Source organism: Aliivibrio sp. S2TY2, from assembly GCF_028765525.1.
Lineage (GTDB): Bacteria > Pseudomonadota > Gammaproteobacteria > Enterobacterales > Vibrionaceae > Aliivibrio > Aliivibrio finisterrensis_A.
The window spans coordinates 25,368-38,073 of the sequence record NZ_JARACS010000017.1 but is presented as its reverse complement, the minus strand read 5'-3'; the positions used below and the strand labels follow the sequence as shown (position 1 = coordinate 38,073).

At 39.4% G+C, this 12,706-nt stretch carries 11 protein-coding genes; 6 read left to right on the top strand and 5 right to left on the bottom strand.

Going from position 1 to position 12,706, the window contains the following annotated elements:
- Positions 1-52: 52 nt before the first annotated feature.
- Together PVK63_RS18420 and PVK63_RS18415 are read right to left on the bottom strand one after the other, a co-directional pair.
- A complete protein-coding gene (locus PVK63_RS18420; protein WP_274440851.1) occupies positions 53-907 on the bottom strand; it encodes an AraC family transcriptional regulator in 855 nt (284 codons plus the stop codon).
- Between the two features lie 206 nt (positions 908-1,113).
- Positions 1,114-2,340, bottom strand: coding sequence for an NAD(P)/FAD-dependent oxidoreductase (locus PVK63_RS18415; protein ID WP_274440853.1), 1,227 nt, complete (start codon positions 2,338-2,340; stop codon positions 1,114-1,116).
- A 366-nt stretch (positions 2,341-2,706) separates the two neighbouring features.
- Here PVK63_RS18415 and PVK63_RS18410 point away from each other — a divergent pair, with 366 nt between their 5' ends.
- Positions 2,707-3,894 (top strand): BamA/TamA family outer membrane protein, encoded by a 1,188-nt coding sequence (locus PVK63_RS18410; protein WP_130088028.1) that lies wholly within the window; start codon positions 2,707-2,709, stop codon positions 3,892-3,894.
- Positions 3,895-4,011: 117 nt separating this feature from the next.
- Entirely contained in the window at positions 4,012-5,529 is a 1,518-nt protein-coding gene (locus tag PVK63_RS18405; RefSeq protein ID WP_130088027.1) for a DUF1254 domain-containing protein, read from the top strand.
- Between the two features lie 65 nt (positions 5,530-5,594).
- On the opposite strand, the gene PVK63_RS18400 is transcribed toward PVK63_RS18405, so the two are convergent.
- Positions 5,595-6,503, bottom strand: coding sequence for a substrate-binding domain-containing protein (locus PVK63_RS18400; RefSeq protein WP_130088026.1), 909 nt, complete (start codon positions 6,501-6,503; stop codon positions 5,595-5,597).
- Positions 6,504-6,634: 131 nt separating this feature from the next.
- Between PVK63_RS18400 and PVK63_RS18395 the strand changes: the two genes are divergently transcribed.
- The 4 genes from PVK63_RS18395 (at position 6,635) to arsJ (ending at position 9,790) form a co-directional block, all read left to right on the top strand.
- A complete protein-coding gene (locus PVK63_RS18395; protein WP_130088025.1) occupies positions 6,635-6,964 on the top strand; it encodes a metalloregulator ArsR/SmtB family transcription factor in 330 nt (109 codons plus the stop codon).
- Between the two features lie 16 nt (positions 6,965-6,980).
- Positions 6,981-7,982, top strand: coding sequence for an ArsJ-associated glyceraldehyde-3-phosphate dehydrogenase (locus PVK63_RS18390; protein ID WP_130088024.1), 1,002 nt, complete (start codon positions 6,981-6,983; stop codon positions 7,980-7,982).
- A gap of 30 nt (positions 7,983-8,012) precedes the next feature.
- Complete coding sequence (locus PVK63_RS18385; protein WP_130088023.1) at positions 8,013-8,510, top strand: phosphatase domain-containing putative toxin; 498 nt, start codon at positions 8,013-8,015, stop codon at positions 8,508-8,510.
- A 68-nt stretch (positions 8,511-8,578) separates the two neighbouring features.
- Positions 8,579-9,790, top strand: a complete 1,212-nt coding sequence (gene arsJ, locus PVK63_RS18380; protein WP_130088022.1) for an organoarsenical effux MFS transporter ArsJ — start codon at positions 8,579-8,581, stop codon at positions 9,788-9,790.
- Positions 9,791-9,876: 86 nt separating this feature from the next.
- On the opposite strand, the gene nagB is transcribed toward arsJ, so the two are convergent.
- Complete coding sequence (gene nagB / locus PVK63_RS18375; RefSeq protein ID WP_054775317.1) at positions 9,877-10,677, bottom strand: glucosamine-6-phosphate deaminase; 801 nt, start codon at positions 10,675-10,677, stop codon at positions 9,877-9,879.
- Between the two features lie 105 nt (positions 10,678-10,782).
- Complete coding sequence (locus PVK63_RS18370; RefSeq protein WP_130088021.1) at positions 10,783-12,636, bottom strand: protein-disulfide reductase DsbD; 1,854 nt, start codon at positions 12,634-12,636, stop codon at positions 10,783-10,785.
- Positions 12,637-12,706: the final 70 nt, after the last annotated feature.

Here is a 12,706-nt window from a genome sequence, read left to right as displayed (position 1 = left end):
GTGTCTCTATTTCTTAGATTTGTGCAGAACATCATACATTATATCGGTTCATTTATTCTTGTTGGTAATACTCTGCCTTTGTTTTACTTTGACGAACTTTAGCTGGAGTTAAGGTTGTTTTTGTTTTAATAAATTTGGAGAAGTACGATGGTTCATCAAAACCGAGCAGCTCAGAAATATGTTGAATAGGTAATTCGGTGTATTTTAATAAACGTATTGCTTCGACAAGAATATGCTCACTCATAAGTTGTTTTGGTGGTTTTCCTGAGCATACAATACAAGCTTTTCTCAGTTGGTACATTGACACTTTAAGTGCTTTAGCCATCTCATTAATATTTTGCAGTTCTCTTTTAGAGTTAAGCATATCTAAAAAAGACGAGTAGAGATCATTGCCAATAGTTACTTGAGGTATTTGCACCTTTTCTGAAATTAGGAGCAATAAAGAGATAAGCAAATGCTTGATTACTGGTTCTTGGATTGGTACTCGAGTAGCCAGATTTGTGATTAAGCTAAAAAGTTGATCGTAGACGTGATTCTGTTTCACGAGTGTGCAGTGTGAAAAAAGTGATTCAATATAGAGTATGGATTGTGTATTTAGATCATTAAACCAATAGTTATCACTGACAGTAATAACGATACCTTCCCACTCTGATTCTTGTATGAATCTATGGACGGATTGCTTAGCAAACAGAAGTATGTCGCCTTTATTAAGGTTGATTGTTTTGCCATCAACCTCATGTTTGGCGGTTTGAGATGTAACAAAAAGAAGAACACTAAAATCAATTCGATGTGGGTGGAATAAAGCATTATTCTTATCCAGTTCAAGTAGCTTTTCTTTTGACCATATTTGGACAAGTTCAGCCTCTGGGACTGTATTTTCAGTTATCCGTATTTGTGGAATAATCATAACTAAATTGACCGTGATAGAAGCTCTCTAAAAAGTACAGAAGAGAAGGTTATTATTAAAAAAGATATTTAGATTAAAGTTTAGCCTTCAAGTATTAAATGTTATACCCCATTGAACTTTATTACTCTTTTTTGAAATAAAAAACGACAGTCTTTGTAGCCTGTCGTTTTTATTTATGCATTTACAAGTGTAAATTTAAATGGAAATTAAATTCCTGCCGGTTTAAAGAAGGCCTTTAAGCGCTTAGTGATCATTAAGCGAGAGACCGTAAACATTCCTGTCACTGTGCGTTGGTGTAGGCGGAAAATTGTGTCGTATAAACGACGAATTAATCGACCTTGTAACACTAATTTTCCTTCTAAGCGTGTCCCCGGAGCAAAAGTACCAACGGCAAAGTGATGACCAACAGCAACCACCATTCCACTGTCTTGGAAGGTAAAATCCGTTAACTCTTTACCTCGTAAATAACGACCTAAGCTTTTAGATAAATGAACTGCTGTACGGTTAGCGGCTTGAGCTTTTGGTGGAACAAAAGAACCATCTGGCTGTGGAATAGCTGCGCAATCACCAATAGCAAAGATACGAGGATCTTCGGTTGAGCTCAGATTTTGGTTCACGTTAATTTGGTTCATACGGTTGTAGCTTAAGTTCCCAATACCATTTAGCCAATCCGGTGCTTTTACACCCGCCGCCCAAAATTGGATATCAGCACCAAGAAATTTATCAACATCCGTTCGCATACCGTTTGCGGTTACTTCACTAATGCGAGTTTCTAGTAATACATTTACGCCACTTTTTTCTAGCTCTTTTAATACCTTATCAGACATTTTTTGTGGGCTATTAGGTAATACACGATGTGCCGCTTCAATTAAATTAATACTTAAAGATGAAGCGTTATAGCGTTTTAATTTTTTACTTACTCGAGCTAATTCGGCCGCTAACTCAACACCAGTAGCGCCAGCTCCTACAATGTTTATTGTACTGTTTTTGCCTTCACGTAAGATTTGGCTAATTTGATTCCACGCTTGGCGTGCTTGACCTGCTGAATCTAAAAATAGGCAGTGGTCTTGAGCGCCTAGCGTATTAAAGTCATTACTGATTGCACCAATGGCAACCACAAGATAATCATAGTTTAAGCCTGATTCTGTACCATCAGGACGACGCACTAATAACGTTTGGTTTTCACGGTCGATTCCCGTCATCGCACCTTGATAATGCTGGTAACCGTGATGAGCCCCGTGAGTGAAATAACAGACTGAATCTAAATCACTATCGAAAGTACCTGCTGCGATTTCGTGTAAACGAGGTTTCCAGTAGTGATGTGTTTCAGGCTCAACCAGAATGATTTCATCTTCTTTACGGGTTGATTTAGTTAATAAGGTCGATAGCTCTAGGCCAGCAGCGCCACCGCCTACAACAATGATTCGGGACATAGCATTTTTCTCACAATATTTTGGCTTAAAGAGGAGCTAACTCACTCGAAAATAAGCCAAAGAATAATCTTCATTACAGAGCGCAACAGTGTGTGCTGAGTTTCAATGCGGCTATTATATTTATTTCTTAATTAGTGATAATAGGGTTTAAATGAAAATCACTTTTACGTAATGGTAATAAATGGACGTGAATAAATGAATGCTCTTGGAGAGTTATTCATAAGTTTGAACTCATTTACAATTCTTAATGAAATCGTTTGTTTTTAACCCATTTATTTGTTTTTAATCTGTTTATTGCCAATACTTATCTCAATAGAAATGAGTACCTGAACCATACTCTTCGCCTCTTAAATATGGATGTTTTAGATGCCGTTTTTTATATCTCGATTATCACTTTTAACTTTATTGAGTATCCCTCTCGCTTCTTCTGCGATTGAATTTACTGATCCCATTGATGGAAGCCTCGATATGGGGGAGTACCTCGCAGAAAATGCTTATGGTTTTCTTCCCATGCCTATTTTAATTACTGAGCCAGCTTTAGGTTATGGTTTCGGCTTTGCTGGTGTTTTTTTGCATGAATCAGAGAAGCAAAGAGAAAAGCGTAAACAATTGGCGGCAACCTCTTTGGATGGAGGCGCCCAATTATTAACTCCAGCGATTACTGTTGCTGGCGGTTTGGCAACAGAAAATGGCACATGGATGGGGTTTGTAGGGCATAGACGAACCTGGAATAAAGATAGCATTCGTTACATGGGTGGTTTGGCTTATGGTGATATGAACATGACGTTTTATCGCCAAAAGAATAATGCAGGAGCGCTAGAGCCCATTGTTGGAAATAGCGGTGTAGAATTTGGTATGCGTGGCGGTGGTGGTATGCAACAGCTTCAGTTTCGTATTGATGATTCACCGCTTTTTTTGGGTATTGTACAAAAGTACTTCCAACCGGAGTTGAGTATCAATAGTCACCCGAATGCAGATGAAATTTTAAATCGATTAGGAAATACGACTCCGACAGGATCAGGGGTTGGTTTGTTAATGGAGTACGATACAAAGAATAATTTTTTGAATCCAACGAAAGGGATGAACTATACCGTCGAATATCTCTGGTTTAGAGATGGTATTGGAAGCGATTATGATTTTGATACGTTAAACATTAAAGGCCACCATTATTGGACACTGACACCGCAATGGTCTCTAGCGATGAGAGGGTATTATAAATCACTGTATACCGACGAAAGCCTTCTTCCTCCACCAGCGTATCCTGATATTCAATTGCGTGGTATCGCAAGAAATAGATACCAAGGTGAGCAGACGTTATCGCTTGAAGGACAAGTTAACTATCAATGGACAACGCGTTGGTCAAGTAATCTGTTTGCAGGTTTAGGGTATGCATCATCACATCATAATTCATTACTTAAAGAGGATGAACAATACGCTTATGGCGTAGGTTTTCGTTATTTAATTGCTCGTCGTTATAGTATGAAAACAGGGATCGATTTAGCGTTTAGTGAAGAAGATACTGCACTTTATTTCCAAGTTGGAATGGGAATATAAAAGAGATAAAAACACAAAGTAAATAACAAAGCTTAAATTTGAGCTTAGTGAATATCAGAAATAAATAATGGATAGTTCTATAGTTAAACCATCAAAACTAACCACGAAGGTGAAAAGATGATCAAATCAAGATTGAAAACATTGGTAGCACTAACTGCACTGGCTTTTACGGCACAAGCGTTTGCGACTGATAAGTACAATACAGATATACCAACAAGCATCATGACTCCGGATGCCGTAAGTACGAGTATTGGAGAGCTGAATTTTACTGATGGTGCACCAACAATAGAAACCACTCAAAAGCTTTATGATCATCTAGATACCATTCGTTCAACAGAGGTCTTTTTAAATGCAATCCCAATGGCGTCATTAGAAGCATTAAGAATGGGGCATGAAAGTATTGGAGTGAGTAAATCAAACCAAGTGGTGGTGTTTGATCAATTAATGGATTCGAACCCTCTGTTTTTAACCGGAAATACAGACACAGTTTATGCGTCTGCATTTTTAGATCTTGAGCGCGATGGCCCTACGGTTATTGAAGTTCCTGCGGGCATGGGGCCAACAACGGTTAATGACGCTTTTTTCAGATTTGTTACTGACTTAGGTATTGTTGGGCCTGATAAAGGTAAAGGTGGAAAATATTTAATTCTTCCTCCTGGTTATGAGGGGGAAGTTCCTGAAGGGTACTTTGTTTCCCAATCAACAAGTTATGTTAACTGGTTTATTGCTCGTGGGTTTTTAAAAGACGGTAAAACAGATGCGGCAGTAAATGCATATAAAAATGAGCTAAAAATTTACCCGTTAGCGCAGAAGAATCAGCCTCCTAAAATGGAATTTATCTCAGGAAGTGAAAAAGAGTTTAATACCATTCATGCAAATAATGAGCACTTTTTTGATGAGTTAAAAGTTGTGTTAGATAAAGAGCCTATTTCATTTATTGACCCTGAAATGCGCGGTTTAATGTCGAGTATTGGTCTGCAAAAAGGAAAGCCCTTTGCACCTGATGCACGTATGCAAAAGATCTTAAAAGACGGCGTAGCAATCGGTAATGCAACGGCAAGAGCTTTGATATTCCAACCTCGCGATAAAGGGGCTTATATCTACTCCGATCGTTTATGGAAAACCGCATTTATTGGAAAGGATTATCAGTGGTTAGTCGATAAAGGTGAGGGAGGGCGCAATCTGGATGCGCGTACCTATTTCTTCTACATGGCGACAGTAAATACGCCAGCAATGGCTCTGAAACTTATAGATAAAGGTTCCCAATATGCCATTGTAGATAAATCGAAAGGTGGAGATTACCTTGATGGTGGTAAAAATTATAAGTTGAATATTCCTGCGAATGTACCAGCAAAAAACTTTTGGTCAGTGGTGGCTTATGATCCGCAAACACGCTCTGAACTACAAACAGGTCAAGCGTTACCAAGTAAAAATAATCAACGTGATAAGTTAATTGAAAATAAAGATGGTTCTGTTGATCTTTATTTTGGACCTAAAGCACCAAAAGGCAAAGAAGCTAACTGGGTTGAAACCGTTCCGGGTAAAGGGTGGTTTACTATTTTACGTTTATACGGACCGCAAGAGGCTTGGTATGATCACTCTTGGAAACCAGGTGATATTGAGTTAATTAAATAAGTGATTGTTACAATTTAACCATAGCCTCTGCTTGTTATTACTAATGGGCAGAGGCTTTTTTATATCTAATGACTTTCTAGGTTTTGAATCAGAAGCTTTTCAATATTTTTAATAATAGGATGTTGATAGTAAGCACGATGATATTGAATTCCAACACTAAACGTCATCGCTTTATTATTGAGAGTTAAAGGTAGCTTACATACGTTTATTGGAAGTTTGTTTTTTAAAATATCAAAGCAAACAAAAGCGTATTGGCTTATTTCTACGCACTCTATAGCAGAAGCGACAGAAGAAACCGTGAGTTTTTGAGCAAGGTTTATTCCTGTTTGTTTACGTAGTCGTTCATAGTAAGTATTGTCATCGAGGTTTCCCATCGAAACCCTTACAGTATCAAATTGGGCTAAATCAGAGAGACTAATTTGGGATGAACAAGCTAACGGGTGCTGCTTAGATACATACACAAATAAATCTAACTCCCCGAGTTTTCGCTCAATAATGCGTTCGTTTAGTTGATTCGGGTAACCTGAGATTCCGATAGATAATGCGCCTGATTTAGGAAACTCTATTCCCTCTAAAGACCAGTCCACAATAGATATTTTAGGATGCCAATCATCTTGGGTTAATCCTTGTAAAAGTGGCACGGTTAACATGCTACTTAGTGGATTTGCTAAGTGAAAAATATACTCGATATTGGCGTCTTTATTATTAAATGATTTAGCGGTTTGTTGTGCTTGTTCAAGTTGTTCTAAGGGGGCTTTAATAATATTTATCAGCTGTGTGGTGAAAAGCGTTGGCGCATAAAGCCCTTTATTTGCAATGAATAATTCATTACCAAAGAGTTCGCGGCATTCAGATAAGTAGCGATTAAAGGTTGCTCTGCTGATATCTAATGTATGACAAACTTTAGCTAACGATTTTTGTTCATAGAGTGAATCAAGAAAACGATATAAATTTAAGTCTATGCTGTTTTTCATGTGATAGCTTTCCTTGCCAATACTTTTTTCTAGTATGAATCTTTTATGACACTTTGTCTTTTAATCTTGATTTTTGCGTTTCTCTGTTTAGTATATATGGAAATACATATATACACATTTAAGGGCTGAGTATGTTACCTCATCAATTTTTTAAAATGTTGTCAGATGAAACGCGAATGCGTTGTTTATTGCTTATTGCTCGTGAAGGTCGCTTGTGCGTAAACCAATTAACGGAAGCGCTAGATGAAAGTCAGCCTAAGATTTCACGTCATTTAGCTCAGTTACGCCAATCTGGTGTGTTGGTTGATACCCGTGAAGGTCAGTGGGTGTATTACCAAGTTAGTTCAAATTTACCGGGTTGGCTAAATAAAATTATAGAGGGTTTGAAGCAATCGAATTGCTTACAGAGCGAGTATCAAAAAGACACTGATAAATTAAACGCAATGAAAGCATGTTGCTAAATTAAGGATTAAGACGATGACAATTAAAGTAGGAATTAACGGTTTTGGCCGCATTGGACGTTTGGCATTAAGAGCGGCATTTGATTGGCCTGAACTAGAGTTTGTACAAATTAATGATGTGGCGGGTGATACCCATACACTGGCACATTTACTTGAATTTGATTCAATTCAAGGGCGTTGGAACCATGAAGTGACTACCGATGGCAGCACTATGATCATTGGTGGCCAAAAGCTTAAAACAACGCAAGAAAAAGAGATCGATGCGGTTGATTGGTCTGGTTGTGATGTTGTTATTGAAGCAACTGGCGTGCATCGTTCACGTTCATTTTTAGATAAATACTTAGCACAAGGTGTTAAGCGTGTAGTTGTGTCTGCTCCAGTTAAAGAAGAAGGTGTTGCGAATATTGTGGTTGGTGTGAATGATGATATTTTTGATCCAGCGGTTCACCAAATTGTGACTGCGGCATCTTGTACTACCAACTGCCTTGCTCCAATTGTTAAAGTTATCAATAAGGAGTTAGGTATCGAAAATGCAGCATTTACCACTATTCATGATTTGACCAACACACAAACCATTTTAGATGCTCCTCATAAAGATCTTCGCCGTGCTCGTGCGTGTGGCATGAGCTTGATCCCAACAACAACGGGCTCTGCTAAAGCGATTGTAGAAATCTTCCCTGAGCTTAAAAATAAAATTGATGGTCATGCGGTACGCGTTCCTTTAGCGAATGCCTCACTGACTGACATTATCTTTGAAGTAAAAAGAGATACCACGGCTGAAGAAGTAAATCAGTTATTAAAGGATGCGGCACAGGGCGATCTAAAAGGTATTTTAGGTTACGAGGAGCGCCCACTCGTATCGATTGATTACAAAGGCGACCAACGCTCAACGATTGTAGATGCACTATCTACTATGCTTGTGGGCAAGCGCATGGTGAAGATTTACGCTTGGTATGATAACGAAATGGGCTACGCAACGCGTACTGCTGAGTTAGTTCGTAACGTTGGTCTAGCTTAATAGTAATGACATTGGTCTAAGGAATTTTAAATGACACATCCTATTTGGGAATTACCGGTTACAGGCACTCATGGCGCATTAATTTTGACACCGTGTCCGGGAACAAAAGGGGTCGATTTAATCGCCTCATTAGAGCAATTAAAAGCGCAAGGTGTTGAAGCAGTAGCAACAGCATTAAGCCAAGATGAATTAACAGAAAAAGGCGTAGGATCTCTTGGTGAAGAAGTACAACGCCTAGGCATGAAATGGTTTTATTTACCAATTGAAGATGATTGCGCCCCGGGTGATGAGTTTGCTGCACAATGGAAATCAGCGACTCCTGAGCTGCAACAAGTATTGGAAAATAATGGCAAGGTAGCAATGCATTGTATGGGTGGGTCTGGCCGAACTGGTTTGCTGGCTGGGCATTTGTTATTGGATTTAGGTTGGGATCTAGACGTGATTAAGCAACAAGTACAAGCACTACGTCCGGGCGCATTCACAAAACCTGTGCAAATTGAATACATTGATGCCATTGCTAGCAAATAATCAATTTTAGATAAGGCCTCAGAAAGTGATTATCTTCTGGGGCTTTTTTATTTGAACGGATGATTTTTATGTTTTCACAATTAAGCCACAGTGTACGCCAGTATATGATAGTGACGTTCAACTACTGGAACTTCACCATTACTGATGGTGCATTACGCATGTTAGTGGTGCTTTATTTTCATGATCTGGGATACAGCACATTAGCTATTGCTTCGCTCTTTTTGTTTTATGAATTTTTTGGTGTGGTGACTAATTTAGTTGGAGGTTGGCTTGGTGCAAGGCTTGGATTAAATAAAACCATGAACGTTGGTCTATTGATGCAGGTTGGGGCGTTATTGATGCTTGCCCTGCCAAGCAGTTGGCTCACCATACCTTGGGTGATGGCCGCTCAAGCATTCTCGGGTATCGCTAAAGATCTGAATAAAATGAGTGCCAAAAGTGCGATAAAAACCCTTGTTCCAAGCGATCAAGAAGGAGCGCTTTATAAGTGGGTTGCCATATTAACAGGATCTAAAAATGCCCTTAAAGGAGCGGGCTTCTTTTTAGGTGGTTTACTGCTAACGACGATTGGCTTCCAATTTGCGGTTATCGCGATGGCGAGTGTACTGTTTGTGGTCTTTATTGGTAGTGTACTTTTACTTGATGGTGACATGGGAAAAGCAAAATCAAAGCCTAAATTTACACAATTGTTTTCAAAATCAGAACAAATTAATACGCTTTCGGCCGCTCGCCTATTTCTGTTTGGGGCTCGAGATGTATGGTTTGTTGTCGCTTTACCCATTTACCTTGGCAGTGTGTTTAATTGGGATCATTCATTGGTCGGTGGCTTTTTAGCGTTATGGGTAATTGCGTATGGTTTTGTACAAGGCTTTGCTCCTAAAATTACCGGTAAAGCGGAAGGGAAAGTACCTGACGGCCGAGCTGCAATGTGGTGGGTGAGTTTATTAGCCTTGGTGACAGGGATTATTGCTTATAGTGTTCAGATGGGGTGGCAACCTGAATATGTCATCGTGATTGGCTTGTTGATTTTCGGTGGTATTTTTGCTGTTAACTCTTCACTTCACTCTTATTTAATTGTGAGTTATGCCAAAGGTGATGGGGTATCTATGGATGTTGGTTTCTACTATATGGCCAATGCGATGGGACGTTTAGTGGGTACCATTTTATCTGGCTGGGTATTCCAAGTTGCAGGCTTTGCTGCGTGCTTATGGGTGTCGTTTGGATTTTTGTTATTGGCTGCGTTGATATCGATTAAGTTGCCTAAGAGATTAAAGGCTTAAGTTCAAGTAAGTTTCATGCATAAAAAAACCACCGTTTTTAATCGGTGGTTTTTTTAGCTTAATTTAAAGTGAATGTTCACTATAAATTAAAAGCCTTCCATATTTTTAGCTTCAAGCTGTTGGAAGTATTTCACTGTTTTCACTTTCAGTTCTTGTGTTGATGGCTCATCACAAACGATTACTGATTTAGGGTGAAGTTGAAGTGCAGATACAGTCCACATGTGGTTTACAGAACCTTCAACCGCAGCTTGCAGTGCAAGACCTTTGTTGTGGCCTGTGATTAGGATCATGATCTCTTCAGAATCAAGCAGAGTACCAACACCGATAGTTAGTGAGTACTTAGGAACAAGATCCATGTCGCCACCGAAGAAGCGAGAGTTAGCAATACGCGTATCTTCAGTTAACGTTTTGATGCGAGTACGAGAAGATAAAGATGATGCTGGTTCGTTGAATGCGATGTGACCGTCGTTGCCCACGCCACCCATAAATAGGTTGATGCGACCGTAAGACTTGATCTTGTCTTCGTAACGTTGACATTCAGCTTCGTTATCTGCTGCATTACCATCTAATAGGTTGATGTTTTCTGCTTGAATATCGATGTGGTTGAAGAAGTTCTCGTGCATGAAAGTACGGTAAGATTCTGGGTGATCAGCATCTAAGCCAATGTACTCATCCATGTTGAATGTTACTACGTGCTTAAAGCTTACTTCGCCAGCTTTATGAAGCTCGATAAGTTTCTTATACGTGTTTAGTGGAGTACCGCCAGTTGGTAAGCCAAGAACAAATGGACGATCTGCTGTTGGGTTGAATGCATTAATACGGTTAACAATGTGTTGTGCTGACCATGCGCCAACTTGTTCTGCGCGATTTAGCGGGATTAATCTCATTTGTATACCTCAATAAAAACGTAAGTCGTAGAATCAAAAATCATTAATTCGCATTATAAAATAAGTTTCTGTGTATCACCAATGATTTTGCTCAATAAAGAAACATTATTCTTCAACATTGGTCACGTTTGTACTTAAATGGTTCATAAATGGCTCTGCTTTCATAAATCCTGTTAATCGAGCATTCGATAAATAATCGCCATTTGAATTCCAAAAATCGATGGTTGGTAACCCAAGAACTTTGAGTTGTTGTAATAGGGCAATATCTTCTGGGCTGTTTTTGGTTACATCGGCTTGCAACAAGATAAATTGACCTAAGAGCGGCTCTACCTTTTCATTATGGAAGGTGTATTTTTCAAATTCTTTACACGCGACACACCAGTCAGCATAAAAGTCGAGCATGACTGGTTTTCCTTGGGCTTTTGCTGCCTCAAGTTCTCGATTCAAATCTTCTAAATTAGCGATTTTTTTAAACATGACAGTTTGAGTAGTGGTGTTTACTTCAGTATGTGTTTTACCTGAAATAGCATCAATTACAGGGATTGCTGAGCCAACAATACCTAAGATCGCGATGATCCCAGCGACACTCGTTTTCCAAGATTGGGGCATGGTTGCTTTAACATGATAAAGCCAACCAAATGCTGCAACACCTAACGCAGACCAAACAAATGGAGTTACGTTATGTGGAAGGATTCGCTCTAATAAGAACACAGGAACGGCAAGTAAAATAAAACCAAACAGTGTTTTTACATGCGTCATCCATACACCGGCTTTTGGTAGCAGTTTATTACCAAATACAGCGGCTAGAATTAGTGGGATCCCCATACCAATAGCCAAAGCGTACAGAGCGACAGCACCCGTTAGTAAATCACCACTTTTGGCAACATAAAGTAATGCACCCGAAAGAGGAGCGGTCGTACATGGCGAACACACTAAACCTGAAATTGCACCCATGGCAAATACGCCACCTAAGTTCCCGCCTTTTTGCTGGTTACTGATGTCATTTAATTTTGTTTGTAAGCTGCTTGGCAGTTGAATGGTGTAGGCACCAAACATTGATAGGGCAAGCAGAACAAACATTACGCTTAAGCCAATGAGAACATAAGGGTGTTGTAGTGCCGCCTGGAATTGAAGACCTGCCGAAGCAACCACTAACCCAAGTAAAGTATAGGTTAACGCCATGCCTTGAACGTAAACAAAAGAGAGCTTGAAGGCTTTGCTATGAGATAGTTTACCGCCACCTAAAACAATGCCCGTTAAGATAGGGTACATAGGCAATACACAAGGCGTAAACGCAAGACCAATGCCAAGCGCTAAGAATAAAAATGGAGTCCACCAAGCATCACCTAAGTTGTCAGCCAGCTCTTGCTGTTGAGTTTGAGATACTTCTTTTTGCTCTGAATTTGATGATGTTTTCTTTTCTACGCCAACTGGCGCGTTATCATTTTTGGCCACAACATGCGTATTTGCCGTTTCATCTTGATATGAACTTAGCCCTGTTAATGCAGATAGTGGAATTTTGCGGATCTCTGGTGGATAACAGAATCCGGCTTTAGCACAACCTTGGTATCGAACAGTTAACTCGGCATTATCACTAACCGAAATAAGAGGAACCGTGATCGTAAGTGGTTCAGTGTAGATGTTTACATCACCAAAAAATTCATCGTTATAAGGCGTGCCTTCTTCCATAACTAAATCAGCAATCTTTGCACCATTAGCCGTTACCGAAATACGTTGTTGGTATAGGTAATAATCAGGCATCACTTGCCAATCTAAATAGACTCTATCTCCTTGCTGCATGAAATTAAACGGGAAGGCTTCATTTACGGTCACAAAAGAAGAGGTTTGCTTACCCTGTAATTTAGTCAGATCAAAAGACGCGACAGCTTGAGGGGCAAAGGAGGTAAATAGAATAAAAAATGATAAAAGGGCAGCTCGAAAACGGAGTAAGTTCGTCATGTGAAAGTCTTTATTAAAATAGATACGGGTATGACTATCGAAATGGTCAAGAGTTCGACAAGTATAGTAT